The organism is Streptomyces sp. NBC_00637 (assembly GCF_045161545.1).
Lineage (GTDB): Bacteria > Actinomycetota > Actinomycetes > Streptomycetales > Streptomycetaceae > Streptomyces.
The window spans coordinates 126,560-151,664 of the sequence record NZ_CP109048.1 but is presented as its reverse complement, the minus strand read 5'-3'; the positions used below and the strand labels follow the sequence as shown (position 1 = coordinate 151,664).

Here is a 25,105-nt window from a genome sequence, read left to right as displayed (position 1 = left end):
GTAATGCCCCGGCTTGCCAGGGCATAGAGCGCGCATTGCGCAAGCGCAATGAGGATTCCCGCGTAAACGCGGGAATGAATTCCGTAAACGGAATTATAGAGCGAGCCTCTTCGCGCAAGCGTGAAGAGGCGGTATTCCCGCAAGCGGGAATCCGGGCGTCCGCTGCATTCCCGCCCTACCGGCCCCGCCGGGCAACAAGGAGTGAGGGTGCATCAGGTCGTAGCTGTGTAGTGCCTGGGATCCTGGCCCACCACCCCCGGCCGGGGCTGAACCACGCCCAGACTGTGCGCTCCCCTCCCGGGCAATCCCACAACACGCCCCGCCATCCCCCCTGACAGCCTTTCACACACCATGGCACGAGATCCAGAAACCACCAGAGAATACCGGCAACAGGTGGTTCAGCATGCATCGTTGACGGAACGCGGCACGCCCTCAGAGTTCGCGCATCATGCGTCTACATCACTTGATGCTCTGTGTAGAGTCTGGAATTATGCCCCACTACCCTGTGTCCCGCTCCTTTTCAGGACGGGGCGCAGCCCGGCTTACGCGGCAATCGGTGCTTCGAGCGCCTTCCGGGGCTATAAGAGCGAGGTCGGTTCCGCCGTTGTGCGCAGTCTCAATCAGGACCCGAGCCGCCACTGTCAGAGTTCTGTGTCCTGAAAATCAAATTCGAGCTGATCATTCGATATTGGGCCATAACGACCACTCAATGTTGCAGGCCGGAAAGGGTGCAGCGGATTGCAACGTGCAGTCGGCGTGCAGTCGGTTGCAGCAACGGTGGTCATGGCCGTCCGGCGGTGTGCACCGGGCAGAGGCTCTGGTTGACTGCCCGTCAGTCGGGTAGGGAGGGGCGGCACATGGACTGGTTCCGGCGCGGGAAACGGTACGAACGGGCCCAAGCTGCCGCAGCGGCCGCCCGGGCGGCGGAGTGGGGCGGCGGCCCGGAGGGGGAGGCGCTGGCCGACCTCCACATTTTCCGGGACGAGGTCCTGGCGCTCACCGCCCTCCCCCCGGACGTCGAAATCCTGCTGTCGGACCTGGCCGTCGGCTGGGAGGACGTCACGCCGGAGCGCCCCGCCCTGACCGTCCTGCCGATGATGGAAAGCCGGGGACTCGTCGCCCTGCCCCGGGGCGGCGACGGACTGCGGCGGATCACGTTCCCCGGGCGGCTGCACGCCCTCATCTCCTCCCACCGCACCCCGGAGGAGATCCGCGCCGGGCACCGCCGCGTCCTTGCCCGGGCTGTCACCCTGCCGCCGGAGGGCGGCCACTGGTGGCAGCTGCCGGTCGCCGAGACCTACCTCTGGCACCACCTGCCCTGGCACATCGCCGCCCACGACCGCGCCGCCGCCGGACGACTGGTCCAAAACCCCCGCTGGCTGGCCGCGAAGGTCAGGGTCTGCGGCGTGGCCGCACTCCGCGCGGACCTGGCGATGTTCGACACCCCCGAGATCGACGCGGCCCGCCGGGCCGTGGACCGCGTCGCCCACCGCCTGGAGCGCCGCGCCTGCCCGGACCCGGTTCTCCGGGCCGGGCTGCTGCTCGACGCCCTGGCCGGCGAGGCCGTCCTGCGGGCGGGGGCCGACCACCTCCGGCAGGAGTTGCGGGAGGAGGCCCCGGGTCGCGTCGCCACCGACCTGACGTCAGCCCTGGTGGGCGTGCTGCCGTCCCCGTCGTACGTCAAGGACGTCGCCCTGGCGGCGGACGGCAGCTGGCTGGTGACGGCCTCGGGCCACAAGGCCAGCCGGATCCACGACGTCGCCGACCGGAGCGTGCGGCACGTCCTGGGCCCGACCGAGGGGATCCACGAGGTGTGCGCGATCACGCCGGACGGCAGCCGGGTCATCACCGGGGACTACGACGCCGCCCGCTGGTGGGACGCCGCCACCGGCCAGCACCTGCGGTCGGTCGACGGCTGGACCACCCAACTCGCCCTCGACCCAGGCGGTGCCTGGGTCGCCACCGACACCTCGCCCCGCCCCGCGGTCATCGACAGCACGACTTACGCGATCAGACGGCTCGGAAAGAAGTCGGACCCCCGCACCTCCATCAGCGCCATGGCCTGCTCCCCGGACGGCCGGACCGTCGCCGTCAGCGACCTGAACGGGCGGATCCGGCTGTGGGACCCCGTCTCCGGCAAACTGCGGGCCGAACTCCCCACGTCACCGGGGGCCGTCTACCGCCTGGCCTTCGCCCCCGACGGCAGCTGGCTGGCCACCGCCACCCCGGACGGGGTCCGGATCCTGGGTCTGCCCGGCGGCCGGGAGCGCCTGCACATCCCGGGCTCGCACCGGTTCGCCGTCGGCGACGGCGGCCGCTGGCTCGCCGTCCCGGGGGACACCGTCCGCATCCACCGGACCGACACCGGCGAACTGCTCGGCGAGTTCACCCCGGACCGCCGCGGCAGGGACCACCACGTGCGGACCTCGCCCGACGGCCGTTACCTGGCCACCTGGCACCTGGGCAGCGCCTCCATCCTCGTCTGGGACGCCCGACGGCTCGTCCGCTGACACACCCCAATAGTGGTTAGTACAGATAGCGGTCCTGTGCAGGTAGTAGATCCCTCCCCCCTGAGAGCGGAGCTCGCTCCGGGGCAACCATGAACCGCAGCGAGACGCCGGCGGCGAGACGATCGCGGAGCCACTCCAAGGGATCAGCGGCGCCTTCGGTCCTTGGAGGCGCTGTACGGCGCTGTGAGCGCCTCTGGCCGCCTTGACCGCCGCTCAGAGGGAGCCCGGAGGGCGTCAAGACGCCGCAGGCGGCCGTACGGGGCCGGGAAGGATCATGTGCGCCGGATACCGGCGGTCCGTCGTCACAGGCGAGGGCAGATGATCGGTTCCCGCTGCGAGCTCTGCTCTCAGGGGGAAGGAAGAACGACCCGCAGGTAGGTACTACAAGTACCTACCTACATTGGGGTGCAACGGCCGTCCTCGGGCCGGGCCCGGCGGGAGCCAGTGGCGCAGCACCAGCCGCGGCCCGGAGGCGGCAGCCGGCTGATGGGTGCAAGACCGGAGCGGACGTGCGGCGTGGCCGCGGTTACAGGCGCTGGGCGAGGGTCTCGCAGTAGGCCAGGGGAACGGTCGCTTGGTACAGCTTGCCCTCGGCTGCGTTCCGGGAGGCCATCGCGAGCATCATCGCGAGGCTGTGCAGCGTCTCGTCTCCGTCGGCGGTGTCTTCGCCCAGGCGGGCGCGCAGGACGCGGTCGGCCTGGTCCAGGACGTCAGGCCAGACTCCGGCGTACGTCTTCGGGTCCACCCCGGTCAGGGGCGTCAGCCACAGGTCGGCGTGCGACTGGAGCAGCTGCTCGGCCGACCGGTAGTCCAGGACGGATCCGCAGGACAGGCTCAGCCCGGTGTCGGCGGCGGTGCCTGGCCACCCGGGCAGGGCCTCGGAGTGTGCGGTGCACAGGAGCGCGAGCCAGTCCGGCGCCTCCCCCGGCGCGGCGGGGCCCTGGCGGAGCACGGTCGCCGTGGCGGGGCAGTCCAGCACCTGGCGGAGCCCGGTGACCTATCGGCCGGCGGTGAGCTGGTTGATGTCGGACGGCACCTTGGGCTCCTTCGGCGGCTAGACCTCGATGTACGCCACGACCACGACGGTGCGCAGGGCGGTGACGAAGTACAGGACCCGGACGGCTTCGACTTCGTCGGCGTACTGGCGCACTTGGGGGCCGGCGGTGTCGCCGGGGATCGGCTCGCCAACGTCCGGGTCGACGGAGATGACGACCAGGGCGCGGTCCAGGGCGTGAATCTCCGCCTCGCTGGTGATGTTCTCCAGCTGCTTGGCGGCGGAGTCGGAGAAGGCGATACGGGCGCGGCGAGGCCCGTGTGCCGACGGCATCAGGCGACGGCCGGGCGCTGCTTGGCGAGCCGGGCGAGGTGGGCCTCGCGCAGGTCCTCCCACGGCGTGCAGTCCTCCACCGAGGGCAGCCCGTTGGCCGCGATGTCCTCCAGGACCGCGGCGAACTGGTCGGCGTTCTCACGGGTCCTGGCCGCGTACGCGCGCACGGCGTCGGCAGCCGCGGGCTCCAGCTGCTGCCGGGCGTGGTCGGCGGGGGCCGGCTGTTCGCTCATCGAGGGCTCCAGAGGGCGGAACTGGCGTCGACTTCAACGGTATCGGCCGCCGCGGCCCGTGGGGACCACTCCGGACGAACCCGTCCGTACGAGGGTGCGGGACCCAGGGACCCAGGCGGACCCAGCAGCGGTTGCGTTCGTATCCATTAGGGAAAACACCGGTGTGGGGACCCAAGGCCCCAGGTTGTGGGGCGGTTGCAGGATCCACCTGGGTCCGTGTCCTGCCTCATCAAAGTTCGACCAGCACCGAAGTTTGACCGGCTATTAAGAGGTCACTCGACCGCGACTTGCAGTGGCGTAGAGGCCAGTACAGTGACAGCCGTCCGTCCGCTCAGGTTTCGGCAAGTTTGTCATCTGTTGTTGCCGGCTGCGCCTCCGTGGCGAGCACCGGGAACCTGGGCCAGGTGATGTGATTGAGCAGCCAGGCCGGGAGAGACCAGATGCCGTGGCGTTCGTGGAGGTCATTGCCGTACACGGCCACGGGGTAGGCATCGGGCCCCTGAAAGCCGTCCCGGCTGCCGCCCCACCAGGTATCCGCGTTGTACTCGCACTCCATGCCGATCGTGCCGACAAGCTCCTCCTCGTCGTCGTCGCCGTGCCAAAGGTTGATCTCCGCGGTCCAGTCCTCGCCGTCGCGGCTCACGTCGATGTCGACGTAAGCGCTCGTTCCCGGGATGTCGAACCGCTGTCGCTCCTCGAGAGCTCCCTCCTCCAAGGCGATGCCGGGAACCGTGTTCAGGGCGTCGACGAGATCAATTTCCGCTTCGTGGCTCTCGTCGAAGGCCCGCTCAAGGAGCATGGCGGTGGCGTCGGTGTCGGCCGACATGGAGGTGATGACCCCGTCAGCGAACTGGAAGGTGAGGTTGGCGCGCACCAGGACGTTGCTGATCGGAACGACTGCTACCTCGGGGTCGCCGCCGTGAAGCAGTCCCTGGATGGTTGCCTCGCCGGTCGCCAGGAAGAAGACCATCGCGTCGGCGGTCTCCCGATTCGCCGTGCCGGGGTCGGTGGGGCTGCGCCTCCGGTCGGATGGCACCTGCTCTGCACTCTGGCCCGCTTCTACGCGGACGACCCCGATGCCGGCCAGCGCGACGATGCCGGTTACGGAGGCACCGTAGCTGCTGAGGCTGCTGAGGCCGGTGTCGTCCTCTTCCAGCTTGCGGGTGAAGGCCGCCTCCAGCCCCACGATGCGGCCGATGTCGAGGGCATCCTCGTCCTGCTGATCGGCGGGAAGACGGGCGGCCAGGTAGCGGATGATTGCGGAGCGCGCGTGCCCATCGTCCACGCTGAGGTCGAAAAGCGTCGGACGCAGCTCGGCCAAGGTCCGCAGATTCGGTACGGGCTTCTTCCACGCCTCAAACGCTGCGCGGACGTCACCGTCGCTGGTGACGATAAGGATCTCTTCTGGGGCAGCGAGTTCGAGGACGTCGCGGAGCCAAGCGCTATCGCTCGCGCCTGTCTTAGTGGCCTTGGCGGGGTCTTCCGCCCCCTTGTGCTTCGCTGGGGGGCGGAGGAGAACCTGGTCCTTCAACCCCTCGATCGCACTGCGGCCGGTGAGCTTGATGACCTTCACGTTAGGGATTTTGGCGAGGTTTTCCAACACCGCCGCGATCACGTCGTCGCGAGTGACGTACCCGGCTGGCGCTGGTACATCGAGGCCCGCGCTCTGCAGCCGCTTTCTTTCGCTGCTGGCTGCCCCCTTCAGGACCTGCCAGTCGCGAGCGAGGTGCTCCGCCCACTCCCAGGCGACGGGTTCTGGCACCCAAGTCTCGATTTCCATCCCGGCGAGGCGCTGAGCCCAGCGGCTGAGTTGGTCGAGGTCGGGCCGCGCGTGGCCGTAGGCGTTCGCGTCGAGCACCACGGCCTTGAGCCTCTCGAGACTTCGAGGGGTGAGGCGGACCTGCGCTTCGTCCGCCGGGCGCGGTCGGGGGGTGCGTGCCATGCCGACATCCTTCCAGGGCAACCTGGCTGTGCAGTCCAATCAGTCAAGATCACCTAACACTGTCTCTCCCGCAGCCTCCGCAATCGCGACGCCGAGCTGGCTGTGTCACGCTCACATTCCGTCAGCGTGACATCGCCCGAGCCCGGTCTCAAAGCGGCGGACACTGCCCCCAGCGCCGCAGCTCCCGCGACAGCTCCTGGTGCCACGCCGTATATGGCGTTCGGGGCCGCGGCGGCGAGCACTCGCACCTGAGGTCGGCGGCAGCGGATCAGTCGGTTCCGGGCGCCTTGCGGATTCAGCCCGCTCCTCCTGGCCCCGTGGCGCGGCCCCTACGACGCTGCGGCCCTTACGGTGTTCGCTGGACCAGGCCGGCAGCGAACCACTGCACGAGGGTGGCAGCCAGGTTCACCGCCATCTCGGCCTCGCGCTGGCTCTCGAACCGGGTCGGGTTCTGCGAGCCGTGCCGGGCGGTCTGACCCTTCCATAGCCGCTGCATCATGACGGACACGAGCTCAACGTCGTTCTCTCCACTGGGTGCAGGGATCGCCGTGGAGAACCGCTGCGGCGAATTCCTGATCACTCCCAGCATCGACCCGAGTGTCGCCTTGTCGTTGTTCGGTTCGATGACAGACTGGGAAGCCGACTCCACCGCCTTGAACGCTTCGCTGTACGCCTTCGTCGGATCCGGGTCGCGCCCGTACGCGCACTTCCAGGCGGTTGCCAGGTGGTCGGCCGCCGATCCGCTCTGAGGGGCGCGAGCTGCTGCCAGAGTACTGACGACAGCCCGCTGTGCCGTGGCGTCGACCCGAAGCTCCAGCCCGGTGCGAGCGTCGTCGACGCGGTACGCGGATCCCGCGAGCGTCAGCATGTCCTCTAGCTCCGCGATGGCCAGTTCGCGGGCGCTGTTCCCATGAGTGCCCAGGTATTGCCGCCGACCGCTCCACGTGCCCGGGTTGGGATAGTACGTCTGCGAAGTCGACGGCATGCTCAAGTGCAGCATCGCGTTCACGACATCGAGCAGCTGCTCCTTGGTGGTACCTGCGGCAAGGAACTTCGCCGGCGAATACTCCCGGGGGCCGGTGTCGACGCGCAACTTCAGGTGCAGGGCGATCCTCTGTGCGTTGGCTTCATCGTCTTGGAGAAGGCCCATTACCCATTGGCGCAGAGGAACTTCCATGTAGTTCGGGACGCCCTCAGCAGGCGGCGCGTCTACCGGTCCTCGTAGATCCGCCGCCTGCGGATCACGCCGCTTGCGGCTGCGCATGAACATGAACAAACGGTAGCGCCGCCCACTGAGCGTTTTCAGTGTGGCCACTGATCGGGTGACGGGGGCGGTGCGAGGTCGGGGTGCGCAACGGACAGGGCTCCCGTGCCGTTGAGGGAGGTGTTCGACGTCTCAACTCAGCAGCACAGGAGCCCTGTTGGTTCCCTATCCTGCCGCACTCGACCTGCCCCACGCCTTGGTCGAGTGGGTCACGATGCTCATCGTCACCCGTGAGGGTGACCGGCGGTGCAAACTCCCGCCGCACCGCCGTGCGCTGGTCGCACTCGTGTACCTGCGCCGCCATGACACCCTCGCCCGTATCGCCAGAGCCTTCGGGATATCCGTCGGCACCGCACACGCCTATGTCACCGCGGTCACTGGTCTGCTCGCCGAGCAGGCCCCCGGCCTGCTGAAGACGCTGCGCGTGCACGACCCGGACTTCGTCCTCCTGGACGGCACGCTCGCCGAGTGCGACCGCGTCGGCGACGGCAGGGCCGACTACTCCTCGAAACACAAGCGGCACGGGGTGAACGTGCAGGTCGTCACTGACCCGGCCGGTGAGATTCTGTGGCTGTCGCCGGCACTGCCGGGCCGGACCCACGATCTGACGGCCGCCCGCACCCACAAGATCCTCCGGATCTGTGCGCGCCAGGGCGTCCCGATCCTCGCCGACATGGCCTACACCGGTGCAGGCGACTGGGTCACCACCGCCAAGCGCCGCCCGCCAGGCGGTGAACTCACCCTCACCGAGCGGACCGAGAACCGGGCCCTGTCCGTGGCCCGGGCACCTGTCGAACGAGGCATGGCACGGCTGAAGTCCTGGCAGATCTTCCGCAGATCCCGCATCAGCCCCAACCGCATGAGCGTCATCACCAAGGCCGTCCTCACCCTGGAGAAGCAACGCTGAAAACGCTCACTGACACGCGCCGAAGATTTCCCCGCCTGCCGATCTTGAGCGCCGGGTGAGGCTAAAACGAGCAGGTTCCCGTGACCAACAGGCCCGGTGGTCGGGTAGCCGGATTACAGCTGCAGGGCCTCGAAGAGGCGCGCCGCGTCCTGCGGAGGCAGGGCGACGGTCAGGTGCCGGATGCGTCCTGATCCGTCGACCCGCTTGGCGCGGTGTAACCGAGGTGGGCGCGGGTGTCGATGACGATGCCGCCGGTCGTCGTCGCCTTCTCGCCGGCCTTGGCGCGAAGCTGCGCTGCCACCGGGTCTTCACCCGACGCTCCAGGCGCGCGGCGAGGTCCGGACGCGGCTTCTCTCCTGTGCCGCAGACGTAGCTGATCGCGGAGGGCGGGTCCTCCCCGCCGTCGCGAGGGTGCTCCGTCGACGCGGGCGCGGGAAAGGGCGGTCGGAGAGTGCCACATCGACTTTGCAAGATAAGGCCGGCCATAGCGAGGACCGCGCCAGACCGATGCGTGAGGCGCAGGTGTAGTTCAGCAAGACGACCAAGTGCTGGTTGACAGTCAGGTCAGTGATGCCCTGCACCGCTACGCACCCCTGCTTCATTCTGGTGCCGGACCTGCCAGGATGAGCCGATGAGGACCACCCGCCGCCCTCTGGGCACCGGTCCTCAGCAGCTCCCCGCCGTGCCCGTCACCGCCACCGTGCGGCCGGGAACTGCCGCAGAGCGAGCCGCTGCCCAGCAACCGCCCGCCGCCGCCGAAACCGCGGAGCCGGCCACGCAGCGGCGTCTGCTCGGTCCCGGCCCGGACCGGCCGGCCTGACCTCACGACAGCAGCCCGAAGTCGATGTAGTCGATGTCGGTGAACTCGACGTTGAGTCCGCCGGCGCGGCGGCCGCCGTCCTTGAAGTAGATCTCCTGCAGTCCTTCCGCCGTGATCGACGACAGTTCGCTCTCGGTCGCGCCCTGTTCGCGGGCGGAGAAGAGCCTGCCCGCGTACTCGCCGGGCAGGGACTGGGTCAGGCGGCGCATGCGTCCGTCGTCGGTGGTGCCGGGGGCGGCGGTGAATCCGAAGCGTGCGCGCGTCTCGACGACGATCCCCCGCGCGGCCGCCGCTTTGCGTGCGCGGGAGCGGACCACCGGCTGCCAGCGGGCGCGCACGGCGTCGGCCAGCCGCTCGGCCAGCTCGGCACGCGGGTGCTTGAACTGGTCCTTCACATAGCGTTCCACGGTGCGCTGGGAGACACCGAGCAGGTCGGCCACCGGGCGGGTGCCGTCCAGCTGCCTGACGAGGTACCGCATCTGCGCGCCCGCGGTCTTGGGGATGGGCCGGGTGAACGCCTGCTGCACGGCCCGGTCCAGGCCGTCACCGATGAGACCCATCGGAGCCCCTTCCTTGATCGTCTGTATGGCACCGTGAGGGCCGGTCTCCGCGCTACTCGCGCCGGTCGGAAACCTGGGGGCGCTCGTCCGGGCGCGTTCCTGGACTTGCGAGCTGGAACAGGGCGATCCAGGCTACGCGCGTCTGTGGGGCGAGCGGTACGGGCGCGCTGTTCGCCTGTCAGGAGTCCATGGGGTTCAGTGGGCTGACGCCGGTTCCCGCGTACAGGTCCGGGTCGAGGGAGAGCAGGGTGGCGTCGTCGCCGTTCTGGCGGGCCACGATGATCGCGGAGGCGGGGTGCAGGATCCGCCAGTCGGCCTGCCTCCACGTTCCGGCCACCAGGGCGTGCGCATGGGTGAAGTCGGCGATGGTGGTGAACCGCCGGCCCAGGACATCCGCACCGGAGCCGGGCCTGTGCCGGTCGGCGACCGTGGCCGACAACGCCGGGATCACGATCTCGGCATAGCCGTAACTCGCCTCGACATAAAGGCCGTTGAGGAACTGGTCGCCCTCGGCGAGGGCTTGGACGCAGGTGTGGTCGAACAGGACACGGATCACGCGGCGTGGTGCTCCTGCCCGAGGTGCTGCAGGAACGCGCGGGCGCGGGCGCGGGCGTCGTCGGAGACCGTCACGCCGGTCGCCCGACGGATCTCCTCCAGCGCCTGTTGCACACGCTGCTGCTTCTCCTCCTCTGTCAGCTCACGCGCCACGAGCTGCGCCAGCAGGTCGTTCATCGTGGTGCCCCGCTCCCCCGCCAGCGTCCTCAACCGGTCGCGCACTTCACGGGTGGTCTTGATGCTGGTGTCCTGGTCTCCCATCCCCTCATTCTACCAGCGGTAGAATGAGGGCGCGGATCATCCTCAAGGCGGACGGGGACCCGTCCTGGGCCGGCCCCGGCGCGGTGGCCGTGCTCGCCGATCGAATCGAAACGAGGCACCTGCGGTCTGCGACGTTCGCCGCCGGCCCTCCGGGGCTCAGGAACGGGGCGCGAGCATCTCCAGGGCGCCGGTTTCGGTGTCGTAGCTGCGCAGGGTGGTGAGCCGGGCCGACAGCGGCGGTGGCGGCAGCAGCTCGGGGACCCTGCGGTCGGCGAAGGCACCGGCTCGCCGGGTCCGGCCGAGGGTGACGTGCGGGCTCCAGCGTCCCGGTTCGTGGAAGGGGCTGAGGGTCTCGGGCGGACTGTCCGATACGACCGCCTCCCACACCCGGCGGTGCAGTCCGGCCAGCGCGGAGTCGAGGTCCAGCGCCCAGGCCAGCACCGAGGTGGGCCGCTCGAAGCGGACCACGCCGGTGAAACGCACCGGCAGCGGCAGCGCGGCGGCCACCTCCGCGAGCTCCCAGCGGATCGGGGCGGTCAGCTCCCCGCAGGCGGCCAGGGTGAGGTGCGGGCTGTTGGTCGGTGAACGGTGTCGCGCCTGACTGGGCAGCCCCGCATCCGCCAGCCGCCGCCAGGCCTCCCGGACGACCAGGTCCGCCGCCTCGTCCAGCAAGAGTTCGACCGTACGCACCGCCGCAGCCTAGCGGCGAGATCGTCGGTCCGCCCCTGCCCAGATGCGCAACGCCGCAATCGGACGTTCCAAGCGCCACCGGGACGGCACCGAGCTTCTCGTCGTCCACATCGAGGACAAGCGAGATCCGCGGCCCCACGTAAGTAGCCGCGCGTCATCGCTGCTGGTCGCCTGGGGCGTATCGGCTCCAGGTCCCGCCGGCTTCGTTGACCAGACGGGTGGCGGTCTTGTCGTGATAGTCGAGGGCCTTCGCGATGACGGGGGCCGGGGCTTGGAGGACGAGCCGGCGGACGGCGGAGGTCCTGCCGCGCTGCGGAGGGACGCCGATCTCACGCAGGTGGACTTGCAGGCTGACGGGGTGACGGCGGCCGGGGCCTGCCCTACGGCGCCGACCGCCGTACGGCCAGAGCTCGGGCCCGCTTCGCCGAGTTCTTCGGACGCGACGTCGACGTCCTGCCCGTCTCCACCCGGTCCGCGGCCAACGCCCTGAGCCTGGCCGCCTTCCGGTGCCCCGGGTCGGCGGACGCCCCAGCGTCGCTACCGAGGAAGTCATCAAAGCCGCCCGCGACCTGCTGCCCAACCCGGCCGCTCCCCGGCCGGGCAGCGCCACGGGCAGGCCGGGGTCAGCCGCCGCCCGAGCCGGCCGAGGCCGAACCGCCGGAGGTCCAACTGGAGTTGCGCTGCGGCCGATCGCGCGTGCTGCGCTCGGTGCGCAGCTCCACGACGACCCCAGCTGGGCCGAGCAGGGTCTCCAGCGCGTCGGTGAGCCGCTGCGGGTCGCCGCCGAACGGGAGCGTGAGCCGCTCCCGGACGCCCTGGAGGGCGAGTTCCAGCGTGAGCGTGGAGGCGGCCGGCTTGTAGTCCCCCTGGTACGGCTCCACCACCTTGTGCGTCAGCCGTACCTCGCGCAGGGTCTTGACGGGCAGCCAGTCGTCCGGCCCGGCGGCCCGGACCAGCCGCAGGGACGCGGGCACCCCGGCCGGCGCGAACTCCACCCGCAGGATGTCCCGGGCCCGGGAGAAGGCCAGCGCCGGCCAGCCGATCAGGTACTCCATCCCGGCGATCACCCCCACCACCACGAACACGGTCGACGCCCGCGCCCCGGCCAGCGCCATCCAGAAGGCGACGAGCAGCGTCGGCACGCCCAGGACGAGCGGAGTGAACAGCGCCGGCCCCGCCGAGGTCAGCACGTTCCACGCCGGCCCGGCCGGGGCGGCGCGCAGGACCAGATCCGTCGAGTCGGGGCCTTGTCTCAGCAAGGGATCGGTGGCCATGCCTCCAGCGTAGGACCGGTCCACAAGAGCGCCTCGACCATATCCGGACCGTGGGGCACGACTTCTGACGGCCCGTAACCCGCAGTCGGCGGGCGCGGCGGGCTCCCAAGGCTCGAACCACGCGTCGGGCCACTGCTCGGCGGCCGCCATCAGTGGATGGAGGGCAGAGCCGTTCGGGCTCTCACGGATGATGTCGACGCGGCCGCCGTGGCGTGCGGTCTCCTCGACCAGGTGCAGCAGCCCCACCGCACCGACCACTCCGAGCAATGCGGCGCCACCGGGAACGGCTCGGCCCATACCTGGTTGGCAACCGGGGAACCGGCGACGCGTGGGGCACGGCACGGCACCACTGTGGGCGTGCCTCGGAGTGCGAGGTCGCGGGCTACAGGGGCAGCGTTATGCCGAGTTCCTGCATGGCTCTGGAGGGGGGACCGCCTTCGGAGCGTTCGGTCTTGTACCCCTTGACGCAGGGTCCCAGAGTGCGGGGATCGACCGCTTCGGCGGGCGCGCTCTTGGCGTACAGGCCGTCGGGCTGGCTGTCCCGGTCGTGGGGCAGGAGCCAGAAGACGCGACGGCGGAAGGTGCCGGAGGCCCGGGAGGCTTTGGCGTCGGGGCCGAGGAGGGCGTAGCCGACCATACGGCCGTCGCGGTGGTAGGCGGGCTTGCCTTTGCGTGTGGGCAGCCGGTCCAGGCTCTGGCGGACGTAGTCGAGGTGTTGGATGTCTTCCAGCCACACGATGTCGGCTTCGCGGCTGATCTCGTCCTCGGAAATCAGGGAGCTCATGTGCGTTCCCTCTCCTGGTCGGTGAGCAGTCCGATGCCGGGGTAGTGCTTGCGCTGGTTGGACAGGATCATTTCCTTGGGTGAGGCCAGCCCGACGAGTTCCCGGGTGCGGGTGGCGAACGCCCGTGAGGACATGGCCGGTGCGCCTTCATTCTGGCACCAGGCCCGGTAGGCGGCGTAGAGGGCGGTCTGCTCGGCGCGCAGATCGGGGCCGAGGGTGCAGCACTCGTCGTAGAAGCGGCCGGTGTGGTCCTCGGTTTCGGCGTACGCGCTGGTGGCGATACGGACGCGTTCGGGGCCGGTGAGGTCGCGGTCGCCGGCGAGGTAGCGGCGGGCTCCGTCGACGAGCCATGTGAGGATGCCGGGGCCTTCCTCGGTGACGAGGATGTCGGCCAGGTTGTCGATCTTGCGGTGGTCGGGCACGACCCGCTCGAAGGGGATCAGTCGCATACGGCGCCAGAACGCGAAGCCGCCGGTTCCGACCTCGGGGCGGTGGTTGCCCAGCAGCCACAGTTTGTGGGTCGGGTTGAACCCGAAGAAGTCCTGCCGCATGCGGCGGGCTTTGATGCGGTCGCCGCCGGTGAGCAGCTTGACGCGGCCTTCGTCGAATTTGTCGCCTGGCTTGACCTCGGAGCAGACGATGACGCGCCGGCCGTGCAGTTCCGCCAGGTCCGTGGGATGGCCTTCGTAGGGGCGGGCCATCAGGAAGCCGGGCGGGGCGGCGTCCGCGTAGTCGCCCAGGAGTTTCATGAGGACGTCCAGGAGGACGGACTTGCCGTTCTTGCCGGAGCCGAAGAGGAAGGGCAGGACCTGGCCGCCGACGTCGCCGGTGACGGAGTAGCCCAGGAGCAGTTGCAGGTAGCCGATCATCTGGCGGTCTTCGGTGTCGGCGCCGAAAGTGTCGGTCAGGAAGCGTTCCCAGCGGGGGGTGGGCACGGACCGGGGGCCGACGGTGGTGGAGCGGGAGTGGAAGTCCTTGTTGGGGTCGGGTGTCTTGAGCAGGCCGGTGCGTAGGTCGACGATGCCGTCGGGGGTGCACAGGGCGTAGGGGTCGGCGTCCAGCAGGGCGGCGTTGAGGACCATGCCGGGCGCGGACTTGGCCTGGGTGAGCATGGCGTTCATGCCGGTGGTGGACAGCGCACGGCGCCGGTGTGATTGCAGCGCCTGGGTGGTGAACAGGCCGCGAGGGTCGTGGGTGGCGATGGCTTCGGCGAGGTCACCGGCCGCCCACAGCACGGTGTCGTCCTCGTCGATCTGCCAGCGGGTGGTGTCCCACCGGTACCAGCCCATGCCGGGGACGTGCCGGTAGTCGTTGGCGTACAGCTTGACGAAGAGCTTGGCGTTGCCTCGGTCGGTCAGCGTGTCGGGCAGGAGGCCGTCAGCGGTGGCTTCTCCGACGGCAACCCGGGCGGCGTCCGCCTGGGCGGGCAGGGCGACAGTGGCGGTCGTGGTGGAGCGGGCCTGGTCGCGGATCTGGGCGGCGACGGCTTCGGGGTCGAAGTCGAAGAGTGCCTCGGTCTCGTTACCGGGTTTGGTCATCGCGGGCCCCGTCGCGTGTGGAGGGGGTGTTGACGGCCTGCGGCCATGCCGCTGCGAATGATCTGAGCAGCACGGCGCTCCTGACCCGGGCGGACGGCCGCGGCGGCCTGGGTGAGCGCGAGTTCGGCTTCTTCCTCGGTGAGACGACCGGCCGCGACGAGACCACCGAGGGTGTAGGCGGCACGGTTGAGGATGTCGGAGAATCCTGCGCCTTCGGCCAGTTGGCCGCAGGCCTCGATGGTCGCCAGGACGGAAGCCAGCATGCGCTGGGTGCGGTCCCGGCCCCCGCCCGCGGCGAGCACGGCCTGTTGGGCGCGCGGCGGCACCGGCCGGGGGGCGGGGATGCTCGCGGCGGGCAGATGGCCCGTGCGCTCGAGTTCCTGAGCGAGCCAGGTGGGCAGGGCCGCCGGCTCTCGGACGCTGCCGACCGGCGTGTAGGTGCCGTCGCGGGTGGTCGTGCCCGGAGCGATGATGTAGCCGCCGTGGGCACGGACGTCCACCTGCCAGGCCAGCGCGGCACCTTGGCTGGAGCCGGACGAGCAGCGCCAGCGCCGGTTGTCCGCGGCCCGGTACCAGACGTGCAGGCCCCCTGAGGGTGTACGGACGCGCAGCGTGGTGTCGTCTTCCGCGGGGCTGCGACGGCCGCGCAGGGCGGCCAGGACGGCGAGGGTGTGGAACCCGTTGGCCAGGCCGGTGAGGTCGACGTGGTCGCCGATCGCGATACCGGGCAGGATCCGGTCCCGGGTGGGGGGCTGGGTGCGGTGGGCGTCGATGTCGATGACGACCAGGCCGGCCGGGCCGCAGGCGATACCGACGCCGAACTCCGGGTGGTCTCCCCACCACTGGGTGATGCGGCGCTGGTCGAGGGTGGCGGCGTGGAAGCCGTGGCACCACCGTCCCGCGGGCAGGCACGGGCATTCGCTGGGCGCGTGGGAGTTCGTGCGGCAGTGCGTGCAGTTGGCGGCCGGGACCTTACGGCCTGCGGCGAGGGGGTGCACCGGCCAGCCGCGGCGCGCGCACCAGCTGGCGCTCGCTAGGGAGACAGCGACTGAAGGCTCGGGGGCGGGTTTCCGTGAGTTGTTGCCGGAAAGGCGCAGCTCAGCAGGCATTCGCACCCCCTATCAGCGACTGAAGCGACTCAACGACGGACACAGCCTAGCGAACGTGGCTCGTCAGGTCATGGAGCACATGCGAAGGAACCCTGATGCCGTGTCGACGATGCGGGCCTGAAGGGACCGGCAGCGACTCAACCGAAAACGCAGCGACTGAACGCGCTTCGGTCGCTCTGGACGGGCCCGAAGAAAACCCCAGGTCACATGCCATCCGACTACCAAAACAGCGACTGAAGCGACTGAAGGCTCCTATATATCACGCACACGCGCACACACTAAGTCCTTCATATACCCCTACCTTGAGTCGCTTCGGTCGCTGTCTGTGTCTCGTCAACCTCCTGACCTGCAGGTTCATACGACTCAAGCGCAGCGACTGAAGAGTCGCTGAGTAGCTGCGCTTGAGTCGCTGCCTCCGAGAGCCCTTCAGCGACCCAGCGACTGAAGCGACCGAAGCGACCGAAGCGACCGACCGACGGACCACCACCTCGTGACAGTCGTCTGTGACGGGACTCCGACGATGAGTCGCTTCGGTCGCTGACGGCCCGGGGACGGACACGCCCGAATCGCTCTGTGCCGTTTGTGAGAAGTCGCGGTCTGAGAGCCGTGCCCGAACCGCCACCCGTTCCTCCTCCCCCGCGGGCCCGGTAACCCCGCTGAACGCTTCTGTAGTCGCCTTTCGGGGCCCGGCGGTGAAGACCCTCGTCGGATGGACCGGCAGGCCCTCAGAGGGCCACACAGGCGATCAACGAGTCGGAGGCGGGGACGGCTGACCGGGCCTGCCGGTTCACTCGCTGCTCGACCGGTCTCAGCGCATCCCGGGCAGGCGACCCAACTCGGCGACCTTCATCAGCCGGGCGAGAAGGACGTACCCCAGAGTCGTGGCGAGCGTTCCGACAGCCAGTGCGACGGCTGTGGGCCAGGTTCCACTTCCCAGGCCCCCGCACGCACGCGCTGCGGCCCAGCCCAGCGCCCCAGCCGGGCCCGCGGCGCAGAACAGCTTCACGTAAGTGCGGCGCAGGCCGTCGTCGTCGTCGATACGGCCCCCGAGCCGCTTGCGCAGCAGACAGGCGGTGAGGGCGAGACCGGCCATGTAGGAGAGGGTGTAGGCGCCGGCCATGCCCACCACCGCCCAACGGGCGGGCAACAGCACATGGCACGCGGTGGCCAGAGCCATGTTCACCCCCGCGATCCAAGCCGCCATGAAAAAGGGAGTGCGGGTGTCCTCGAAGGCGTAGAAGCCCCGCAGGAGCAGGTACTGGGCGGAGAACGGGATGAGCCCGAGCCCGAACGCCTGCAACATGTACCCCAGCGGGCGAACCGACGCGGCGTCCGCCGTTCCGTGGGCGAACAGCAGCGAGGAGAACTGAGGTCCGAGGGCGAGGAAGAGGAAGGCGGCGGGCACGATGACCATCCCGCTGATCCGCAGCGCCCGGGACAGATCCGCGCGCAGATCCTGGATGCGCCCCTCGGCGACGGCCCGGCTCATGCGCGGCAGCAGCGCCGTCACCAGCGACACCGTCACGATCGACTGCGGCAGCATCCAGATCGTCTGCGCGTAGGTGTAGGCCGAGTAGCCCGCGCCGGCATGCGGCAGCTCCTGGTCGACGGCGTTGGCGTAGTTCGTGATCACCGTCAGGGCGACCTGGTTGGCCAGGACGAACAGCAGCGTCCACTTCGCCGCGTGGACGCTCTTCCCCAAGCCGGTGCCCCGCCAATCGAACCGCGGCCGGAACCGGAAGCCTGCCGCCCGCGCGAACGGGATCAGCGCCAGGGCCTGCACGGCGATGCCCGCCGTCGTCCCGATCCCCAGCAACCGCACCTGATCGGCGCCGATGTCCTCCACCCGGTCGGGCAGCGTCATCAGCCCCAGATAGGCGGCGAACATGCCGACCAGCACGACGTTGTTGAGCACCGGCGTCCACATCATCGCGCCGAACTTCTCGCGCGCGTTCAACACCTGGCCGTAGATGCTGAACAGCCCGTAGAAGAAGATCTGCGGGAGCAGGAACCGTGCGAACGTCACCGTCAGCTCGAACGCTTCGTGGCCGTCCGGGGTGTCCCGCATGTACAGGCCGACGATCTGCGGAGCCGCCCACACCGCCAGCGCCGTCCCCAGGCCCAGTACGCACACCACCAGCGTGACCAGACGCTGTTCATAGGCCCGCCCGCCATCGGGCTGCGTCGTCCTCGCCCTGACCAACTGCGGCACCAGCACGGCGTTGAGCGCGCCACCGATCAACAGCGTGTACAGGCTTGTCGGCACGGTGTTCGCCGTGTTGTAGGTACTGGCCAGCAGGCCCGTGCCCAGCGCCGCGGCCTGCAACACCTGACGGATCAGCCCCGTCGCCCGCGACACCACCGTGCCTACGGCCATCAGCAAGGACGAGCGAGCCAGCCCGCCCCTGTCCTTCGTCTGCCGGGCGGTGTGCCGCCCCCTCGTCTGCTGCTCCTGCGGCATGGTCTGCGCCGCGGAGCTCTCCCCCTCCACCATGCCGTCAACCTATGCCCCAAGCTTTCCCATTCCCCCATTCGGTTGTCTCGCAGCGGAGTTCAGCGAAGGTTCTCCGGCCGTGACCGTCGACGCCGTCTCCGCTCTCGGCATGCACCGCAGCGATGTCACGCGGGACGGCGGCGGCCCACAGCTCGCCCGCCGGCTTCACGCCCTGAACACCGCGGAACAGCCGACCTGGGCCCGGCCCCTGTTCGGCGGGGAAGGCCAATGGCGTCGCATCGCACGCGAGGTGACCGCCGACCGGGGCTGGTTCCGGACCTGAGACCTCCCCTGCCGTCGCGAGCCCGGTTCGTCCATATGGAGGAAGCGATGGTCGTTACGGGCCACCAAAAAGGCCTGTGCGGGCCCCTGACGGCCTTTCGTGTGCTTCAACGACCAATCACCCCGGCCCTCCTGAGACAGCCCCCTCAGGGCCCCGTTCTGGAGGTCGCATTTGGTCGCTTTGGCGGTTAAGTGGCATGCGACTGTCAAGCGTGCCCCCCGGCGCCGTACCCACTCCCCCGGGCAGGGTCCGGCGCGGCATCCTCGTCCCTCCTGGCACGGTCGGTCTCGAGGCGGGAAAACATCGGTGAGAAGCGAGAGCGGCGGTGCCAGCAGGCCGCGCTGGGCCGACTCCGGCAAGCCCGCTAATCCCGCCGCGCGTTCCGATGCCGGGCGCCCGCCTGTTCCAAAACGGCCTCGTAGGCGTGCAGGGCGGTGATGACCGTGGCGCGATCCGAAGGTTCCCAGGCGGAGGCGCTGCCGGAAAGCCATTCGCCGATCGGTGCGGCGTAGGCGGGGGCGATGGCGGCGATCCGGCGGCGGCGGTCGGCTGGATCGGCGGTGCGTTGCAGGACGCCCGGCCGTGACAGCTCGCTGACCATGAGGCTGACGGTCGTCGGGCCACCTCCAGTCGAGCGGCCAGCTCGTTGATGCTGGCCCGCGATCTTGGCGCGGTGGCGGCATCGTTTCTCGAGGGAAGAGCGCCTCGTAGTCCCCGGGCTCCTGTGGAAGGCGACGAACTTGGGGGTGGAGGCGGAGAAGCGCCGCTCAACCCATTGGGTCAGAAAACCCTTGCAACCCTTGGGGGCGTAGCCGAGAGATCGGGCCGTGTGATCCGCCGCAGTGATTACGGCGTAATCACTGCGGCTGTCGCGGTGGTCGAAGGTGGGGCGTCACGACGGCGTTCAGTCGCGGCATGCGGAGGTCGGTCTCCAAGGTCTCCCCCGGGGGCCGATCCTGTTGCTTGTGCGGCGGCCGAGGGGTGGCACGGAGCGAGGGTTGTCCGGACTGTCCTGTGCGGCAGTCAGATGCCGTGGAGCTGGGGGTGATTACGGCGTAATCACGCGGGGGTGTGCAGCAGCTTGGTCTAACTAACGTGTCGATGGTGCTATCGATCATGGACGTTAGTATGGTGTCCTACATGAGTTCGCCAGCCACCTCCAGTGACCGCGAGAAGGTCGTTTCCAAACTGCCGGGATGGCTCCGGCAGAACCTCAAAATCAGAAGTGCCCAGCACGGCATCGAGATCCAGACCGCCGTGGAACAGGGCATCAGCGACTGGTGCGGCCTCGCCTCCGCCACCGCGTCCGTCGACACCGCCGGGGCCGATTCCTTCTCCACTTTCCTGCCTCCCGGACAGTGGGAAGGCTTCCGTCAGGTCGCCGCCGACCGAGGCGTCTCCCTCATTCAGGGACTCGCGCAGTCCGTCCAGCTCTGGCTCGACACCAACCCGGCGCCCGACATCGAACGCCCCACGGTCACCCGACGTGTCATCGTCTGCAACCAGAAGGGCGGCGTCGGCAAAACGGCGATCACCGCCGGTCTCGGGGAGGCCCTCGCCGAGGACTCCAACGTGCTGCACTCCGTTCGAGTCGCCAAGGCCCTCGCCAAGGCCCTGCGGGCGAGCGACGCGCACCCCGACGCCGAGCCGGCGGGCGACCCGCTCGACATCGAGAACCTGCCCGGACTCGGACTGCGTGTCCTGCTCGTCGACTTCGACCCGCAGTGCCACCTCAGCAACCAGCTCGGCGCCGCTCCCCTGCCGATGAACGGCGACAGCCTCACCAACCACATGGCAGGCGACGCCAAGGGCGACCTCCGCGACCTCATCGTCTCCATCGACGACGACACTTTCGGCGGCCGTCTGCACCTCCTGCCCGCCTGCAACGACGCCTTCCTCCTGGACGTGCGGCTGTCCGCCGTGCGTGCACGCGAAGCCGCGCTGGAGCGCGCGCTTGCCCCGCTCGAAGCCGACTACGACGTGATCCTCGTCGACTGTCCGCCCAGCCTCGGACTCAGCATGGACGCCGCCGTCTACTACGGTCGCCGCCGCGACGGCGAGAAGCCGGGCCAGTCAGGGGCCCTCATCGTGGTGCAGGCCGAAGACAGCTCCGCCGACGCCTACGAGCTGCTCACCACACAGATCGACGACCTCCGCGGCGACCTGCAGGTCGACATCGACTACCTCGGCATCGTCGTCAACCTCTACGACTCCCGCCGCGGCTACATCGCCACGTCCTCACTTCAGGGGTGGGTCGACATAAAGGATCCACGGGTCGTCGGCCTCATCGGCGACCTCAAGGAGCAGAAGGAAGCAGTCCGTATGAAGCAGCCCCTGCTGTCGTACGCCCCCAAATCGCAGCAGGCGATCGGCATGCGCGCACTGGCCAGGGAGATCGCATGAGCAAGGCCGACCAGTTGGGCGCCGGCCGCTTCGGAGGGGCGGTACGCCCGGTCAGCGCGCGCCGGCAGGCCGTCGCCGCCGCCACCGGCGTTCCCACCGAGGGCATCGCCCCGCCCACCCAGCTCTCGCCGCACCGCATCAGCCTCAACCCCGACAACCCGCGATCCAAGCTCGGTGACCTCACCGATCTGGCCGGCAGCCTTGTGACGCACGGCCAGAAGCAGGCCATCACGGTCATGAACCGCGACGCCTACGTCAAGGTCAACCCGGAGCGCGAGGCCGATCTCGAAGCGGATGTCACCCACGTCGTCATCGACGGCAGCAGTCGCCTCGCCGCCGCCCGCGAAGCCGGACTCGCGACGGTCAAGGTCATGGTCAGTGACGACGAGGGCACCACCTCCGAAGAACTTCTCGAGTCCGCCCTCGTCGCCAACATCCACCGCCAGGACCTCGAGGAGCTGGACGAAGCCCGCGCCCTGCAACGGCTCCTGGTCATTCACGGCAGCCAGAGGGCCCTTGCCAAGCGTCTGCACCGTTCCCAGGGCTGGGTGTCCCAGCGTCTCGCGCTGCTGAACCTGACCCCCGCACTGCAGGCCCGCATCGGCGAGGAACCCATCGACCTGCTGCGCGCCGTCGGCAACAAGCCTGCCGACCAGCAGGAGACAGCGCTGAAGGAGCTGAAGGCGGAGCGTGCTCGCAAGGAGGACGAGAGCCGCGCACGCAGGCTTACGGACGAGCGACCCGCAGCGAAGATTGTGGACGCCGGTGACAGTGGCCGCATGGGTGATTACGGCGTAATCACCCACGCCCCGGACGGTGCCCCCCCTGCCGGGGAGACGCCCGGGGATCCTGCCGGTGATTACGCCGTAATCACCCACGGGACGGAATCCCCTGTGACGGGCGAAGACTCGGGGACGCCTACGGCAGCGGAGGCGATTCCGGAGCCCCGGGCAGACTCCCCCGCCTCGGCAGTGACGGCCGGGGCCGTCCGGGAGGAGCGGGCGAACCGCAAGGTGCCCTACGACGAGCCCGGTTCCCTTGCCATGCTCCTGGACATGAAGATCCCCGGAGACGACGTCTTCTTCGACCTGCTTCGATTCCTGACGGTGAAGGGTCTGAAGCGCGATCCGGGTCGCCTGCACGAGCTGGTGCGGTCCTTCGCCGAACAGGCTGAGGCCCCGACCGACTGACGACCGACTGGTTGACCGACTGACTGCTGTGAACGGTCTCGTTTCCCGCCGCGTCGGCGCGAAGCGAGACCGTTTCGCGTGCCGGCCCCGGGTCCTGGACGGCGCAGGCGGGGGAGTGGACCTCGCCCCGCGGAATCCGACGGTGAAGTCAGCACTGCAGAAGTGGTGTGCGGGGACGCCGAATTCCTACGGTTCTGTCGACTGACGAGCGTTGTCACATCGGCCGATGCCCCAGGAGGAACGCACGTGGATCACGCGCCCGGAACGCATGGAATGCCAGGGATGCCTGGAATGGGAACCGCCGTGTCCACGGTGGACACTCTCGGTGCCGTCCTCTTCATCGGCTGGGCGGTGGCGATGTGGCTCGCGGTCGCGGTCCTCGCCTACGCGAACGGAAGATGGGTGCAGCCCTGGCTGTACAAGGCGGCGGTGGGGCTCATCGGCCTGGGCGTCGTCGGGCAGGTGGGTCATTTCCAGGAGCATGTCGCACAGGCCGGTTACTGGATCGCGCACCCCTACTCCCCGGCCTGGATGACTCCTTGGGCCAACAGCCTCTCCCGGGGTATGGGGCAGATCGACATGACCAAGCCCTCGCTCGGCATGGAGATCCTGCACCTGACCGGAAACTTCATCTTCCTCGCCGGTCTGGTCGGCATCGCCCAGATCACCAGGCGGGTCGGTGGCGAGCTGAAGAGCCGCAAGTGGGCCAGGATGGGCGTGTGGATGCAGGGCTTCCACGGCGTGGAGCACATCGTCCTGACCGTGTCCGTCGCGCTGGGGGCCAGCCGGGCCATCGGCTTGTCCACCTGGTTCGGGGCGATCGAACCCGGGCCCGCGCTGGTGACCTACCGGATCTGGTGGCACTTCGTCTTCAACCTCGTCGGGACGATCATTCTGATGCTCTCCGTCTTCCACCTGTGGCGGGAGCGGCGTGAGGTGAGGGCCGCCTACGGCCGGCACGAGGACGCCCCGGTCGCCGTCGCGTCCCACGCCGAGAAGGCGCCGGACGCCGTTCGGGAGCCCGCGCTCGTCGGGGAGGAGTAGGCGGGTGCGCCGCCCTCGTCCGGGGGCGGCGCCACCTCCTCCACCCGACATCGCCAGCACAGGCCATGGGGAGCCATCCGGGCACAGGCTCCGGCTCGTCCCCGGCAGGGGCTGATCACCACCCGCTCCGGCGCAGACGGTGCCTCCTGCGGGGAGCCGCTGTGGCCGGGGTCGGCGTGGGGGAGGGCGTCGCCGGTGGCCCGGGGGAGCCGCCGACGAGCCGGGGGAGACTGCCGTTCGGGTTCGCCGCCTGCCGCCACCGGCGTCGGGAGGCTCCGGGCCGCGGCGGTCGCGCGCCGGTCGGCGATCGCCTCCTGGCAGGTCCGGCAGGGCGCGCCCGTCGACCACAGCATCCCCCTTTCGCAGTCCGGGTCGGCACAGCCCCAGCGGGGGAGGGCCACCCCGACCAGCCAGCGGCCCACGTCGCGGATGTCGGTGAGGAACACCGCGGCCAGTCGCCGGGTGAGCCGGCCGCGCAGGCGGTCGATCGCCGTGCCCCTGTCGAGTTGCCGCGAGACCTCCCGGCCGATGAGGCGGAGCACGTAGGGCTTCAGCCCGTCCAGCAGGAAGCGCACGGGCTCCAGCACGGTGTGGACCCGCTTGCTGAAGGTCAGCGGGGGCCCCGTGTAGGGGGGTTTCGCAGAGCGGTCGGTCGCCTGCGGGACCGGTTCGGGAGTCTCCCCTCCGCCGTTCGAGCCGGACGTCGGGCAGGGTGTCGAAGCGCCGCCTTCGGCCTCGACCAAGGGTTTCTCGCCTACGGCGGGTGGGGAAGGACGCAGTTCGTTCTCGGGTCGGTCAGTACAGAGGTCTTCCTCATACACGAGCGATTCCTCATGAACACGGGTACCTGATCGGTCATCAAGACCGGTGGTGGGGACGAGTTCCCGTGGTGCCGGAACCGGCGGTGTGCGGCCGTCGTGAACCAGGAACAGATGACGTCCGCGCTCCCCGGCCCGGCGGTGAACCGTGATCCAACCGGACGCGGCCAGCTGATCGATGACGCGCCCGGCCGCCTCCGCGGCGATGGGCAGGCCCGCGCGTCGTCCCGAGTGGTGGCGCAGGAGATCCGCGAGCAGCCCCACCGTCAAGGGGTGCCGTTGCGCCACGGCGTAGGAGATCACCGCGTAGGCGCGCAGCAGGCGTGGCCGCAGGCATTCGCTGGTGATCACGGGGACCCAGATGAAGCGCTCCGTCGAGGTCATCGGCCTGACGCGCCGCTGAGCCGTCGTACCGCGGCCGCCGGGGAGCGATCTGCGCCGGCTGTCGGGCAGTTCCACGATGCCGTCGGGCCCGGGGGAGCGGAGTTGGGCCAGGCCGCGCTGCACGGTCGACTGGGACAGGCCCAGGTACGACGCGAGGGTGGCGATGCCCGCCGTACACCCCTCAGGGCGCTGGGCCAGGGCTTTGACCTTGATGTAGACGCTGAGGGCCGCGTCGGAATAGTGGGCGGAATCCACCAGCCGCATGGGCACCTTCACCCGCTGGCGCACCCAGTCCGGCCCGGTCCGCGCGGGCGCCGGGAGCGTCGTCGTCCCCATGGGGCCGGAGTCCGGGGGTAATTGGCGAAGAAGGGTCTTGCTTGATACCGCGGACTGCAGGGGCTGGCGGATTTCGAGGCTTTGCTTCATGATGTGGGCAAGTCCTAGATGGTCGGGCTATCTCTTGTGCTGACGCGAGTCGAAACAGGTATGAGAGCGCTTCCTCCGTCGTGGGACTCCTCCCGTTCGGGAGGCCTCCTGGTGAGGACCGCCTTTCGCCCCGGCTTCGTCGGGGCGTGGCAGGGGCAGTGCTTTCCTGCTGGGCCGGGCTTGGCCCAGATGAGGTATTGAAGCCGCGTACGCGGCTTCGTGGTTCGGGCAGAACCGGATCGACGCCCGTGCGGGGTGGCACCCGAAACGGGTCGATGCCCGTCGAGTT

Annotated in this window: 22 protein-coding genes and 2 pseudogenes; 6 read left to right on the top strand and 18 right to left on the bottom strand. The window is 69.5% G+C overall.

Annotated features, from left to right (window positions below; all coding sequences use genetic code 11):
* Positions 1 to 857 precede the first annotated feature (857 nt).
* On the top strand, positions 858 to 2,510 hold the full coding sequence (locus tag OG440_RS41235; RefSeq protein WP_331739452.1) for a hypothetical protein: 1,653 nt from the start codon (positions 858 to 860) through the stop codon (positions 2,508 to 2,510).
* Between the two features lie 526 nt (positions 2,511 to 3,036).
* Here OG440_RS41235 and OG440_RS41230 read toward each other — a convergent pair.
* The 5 genes from OG440_RS41230 to OG440_RS41210 form a co-directional block, all read right to left on the bottom strand.
* Entirely contained in the window at positions 3,037 to 3,489 is a 453-nt protein-coding gene (locus OG440_RS41230) for a hypothetical protein (RefSeq protein WP_331739451.1), read from the bottom strand.
* Positions 3,490 to 3,564: 75 nt separating this feature from the next.
* A complete protein-coding gene (locus OG440_RS41225; protein ID WP_331739450.1) occupies positions 3,565 to 3,837 on the bottom strand; it encodes a hypothetical protein in 273 nt (90 codons plus the stop codon).
* Positions 3,837 to 4,070 (bottom strand): hypothetical protein, encoded by a 234-nt coding sequence (locus tag OG440_RS41220; protein WP_331739448.1) that lies wholly within the window; start codon positions 4,068 to 4,070, stop codon positions 3,837 to 3,839. The genes OG440_RS41225 and OG440_RS41220 overlap by 1 nt, the downstream gene beginning before the upstream one ends.
* Positions 4,071 to 4,401: 331 nt before the next feature.
* Positions 4,402 to 6,012, bottom strand: coding sequence for a hypothetical protein (locus OG440_RS41215; RefSeq protein ID WP_331739445.1), 1,611 nt, complete (start codon positions 6,010 to 6,012; stop codon positions 4,402 to 4,404).
* Positions 6,013 to 6,358: 346 nt separating this feature from the next.
* Positions 6,359 to 7,282 (bottom strand): hypothetical protein, encoded by a 924-nt coding sequence (locus OG440_RS41210; protein WP_406011665.1) that lies wholly within the window; start codon positions 7,280 to 7,282, stop codon positions 6,359 to 6,361.
* A gap of 151 nt (positions 7,283 to 7,433) precedes the next feature.
* Here OG440_RS41210 and OG440_RS41205 point away from each other — a divergent pair, with 151 nt between their 5' ends.
* Positions 7,434 to 8,183: a transposase family protein gene (locus OG440_RS41205; protein WP_331739441.1), complete on the top strand. Its 750-nt coding sequence runs from the start codon at positions 7,434 to 7,436 to the stop codon at positions 8,181 to 8,183.
* 119 nt (positions 8,184 to 8,302) lie between these two features.
* On the opposite strand, the pseudogene tpg (OG440_RS41200) reads toward OG440_RS41205, so the two are convergent.
* The 11 genes and pseudogenes from tpg (OG440_RS41200) to murJ form a co-directional block, all read right to left on the bottom strand.
* Positions 8,303 to 8,555: pseudogene (gene tpg / locus OG440_RS41200) on the bottom strand (telomere-protecting terminal protein Tpg); the annotation flags it as partial.
* Between the two features lie 450 nt (positions 8,556 to 9,005).
* A complete protein-coding gene (tpg, locus tag OG440_RS41195) occupies positions 9,006 to 9,563 on the bottom strand; it encodes a telomere-protecting terminal protein Tpg (protein WP_331739438.1) in 558 nt (185 codons plus the stop codon).
* A gap of 178 nt (positions 9,564 to 9,741) precedes the next feature.
* On the bottom strand, positions 9,742 to 10,119 hold the full coding sequence (locus OG440_RS41190; RefSeq protein WP_331739437.1) for a PIN domain-containing protein: 378 nt from the start codon (positions 10,117 to 10,119) through the stop codon (positions 9,742 to 9,744).
* Positions 10,116 to 10,379, bottom strand: coding sequence for a hypothetical protein (locus tag OG440_RS41185; RefSeq protein WP_331739435.1), 264 nt, complete (start codon positions 10,377 to 10,379; stop codon positions 10,116 to 10,118). The genes OG440_RS41190 and OG440_RS41185 overlap by 4 nt, the downstream gene beginning before the upstream one ends.
* 156 nt (positions 10,380 to 10,535) lie before the next feature.
* Positions 10,536 to 11,069, bottom strand: a complete 534-nt coding sequence (locus OG440_RS41180; protein WP_331739432.1) for a 2'-5' RNA ligase family protein — start codon at positions 11,067 to 11,069, stop codon at positions 10,536 to 10,538.
* A 623-nt stretch (positions 11,070 to 11,692) separates the two neighbouring features.
* Positions 11,693 to 12,343, bottom strand: a complete 651-nt coding sequence (locus OG440_RS41175) for a hypothetical protein (RefSeq protein ID WP_406011667.1) — start codon at positions 12,341 to 12,343, stop codon at positions 11,693 to 11,695.
* Positions 12,344 to 12,433: 90 nt separating this feature from the next.
* Positions 12,434 to 12,600, bottom strand: a pseudogene (locus tag OG440_RS41170) (DUF664 domain-containing protein); the annotation flags it as partial.
* A gap of 125 nt (positions 12,601 to 12,725) precedes the next feature.
* Positions 12,726 to 13,127, bottom strand: a complete 402-nt coding sequence (locus tag OG440_RS41165) for a DUF6009 family protein (protein WP_331739430.1) — start codon at positions 13,125 to 13,127, stop codon at positions 12,726 to 12,728.
* Positions 13,124 to 14,665 (bottom strand): phage/plasmid primase, P4 family, encoded by a 1,542-nt coding sequence (locus OG440_RS41160; RefSeq protein ID WP_331739429.1) that lies wholly within the window; start codon positions 14,663 to 14,665, stop codon positions 13,124 to 13,126. Before OG440_RS41160 ends, OG440_RS41165 begins: the two co-directional genes overlap by 4 nt.
* Complete coding sequence (locus tag OG440_RS41155; protein ID WP_331739428.1) at positions 14,662 to 15,774, bottom strand: bifunctional DNA primase/polymerase; 1,113 nt, start codon at positions 15,772 to 15,774, stop codon at positions 14,662 to 14,664. The genes OG440_RS41160 and OG440_RS41155 overlap by 4 nt, the downstream gene beginning before the upstream one ends.
* An 808-nt stretch (positions 15,775 to 16,582) precedes the next feature.
* Positions 16,583 to 18,268, bottom strand: coding sequence for a murein biosynthesis integral membrane protein MurJ (murJ, locus tag OG440_RS41150; protein WP_406011664.1), 1,686 nt, complete (start codon positions 18,266 to 18,268; stop codon positions 16,583 to 16,585).
* Positions 18,269 to 18,347: 79 nt separating this feature from the next.
* Here murJ and OG440_RS41145 point away from each other — a divergent pair, with 79 nt between their 5' ends.
* Positions 18,348 to 18,551, top strand: a complete 204-nt coding sequence (locus OG440_RS41145; RefSeq protein ID WP_406011663.1) for a hypothetical protein — start codon at positions 18,348 to 18,350, stop codon at positions 18,549 to 18,551.
* A gap of 364 nt (positions 18,552 to 18,915) precedes the next feature.
* Here OG440_RS41145 and OG440_RS41140 read toward each other — a convergent pair whose 3' ends face one another.
* Positions 18,916 to 19,152: a hypothetical protein gene (locus OG440_RS41140; protein WP_331739424.1), complete on the bottom strand. Its 237-nt coding sequence runs from the start codon at positions 19,150 to 19,152 to the stop codon at positions 18,916 to 18,918.
* Between the two features lie 539 nt (positions 19,153 to 19,691).
* Here OG440_RS41140 and OG440_RS41135 point away from each other — a divergent pair.
* From OG440_RS41135 to OG440_RS41125, 3 genes are all read left to right on the top strand, one after another.
* Complete coding sequence (locus OG440_RS41135; RefSeq protein WP_331739422.1) at positions 19,692 to 20,954, top strand: ParA family protein; 1,263 nt, start codon at positions 19,692 to 19,694, stop codon at positions 20,952 to 20,954.
* Positions 20,951 to 22,144 (top strand): ParB/RepB/Spo0J family partition protein, encoded by a 1,194-nt coding sequence (locus OG440_RS41130; RefSeq protein ID WP_331739419.1) that lies wholly within the window; start codon positions 20,951 to 20,953, stop codon positions 22,142 to 22,144. The genes OG440_RS41135 and OG440_RS41130 overlap by 4 nt, the downstream gene beginning before the upstream one ends.
* A gap of 291 nt (positions 22,145 to 22,435) precedes the next feature.
* Positions 22,436 to 23,188 (top strand): DUF6008 family protein, encoded by a 753-nt coding sequence (locus OG440_RS41125; protein WP_406011662.1) that lies wholly within the window; start codon positions 22,436 to 22,438, stop codon positions 23,186 to 23,188.
* Here the strand turns inward: OG440_RS41125 and OG440_RS41120 are convergent.
* Positions 23,092 to 24,726 carry a hypothetical protein gene (locus OG440_RS41120; protein ID WP_406011661.1) on the bottom strand — a complete coding sequence of 545 codons (1,635 nt, stop codon included), beginning with the start codon at positions 24,724 to 24,726 and terminating at the stop codon, positions 23,092 to 23,094. The genes OG440_RS41125 and OG440_RS41120 overlap by 97 nt on opposite strands.
* Between the last annotated feature and the right edge of the window lie 379 nt (positions 24,727 to 25,105).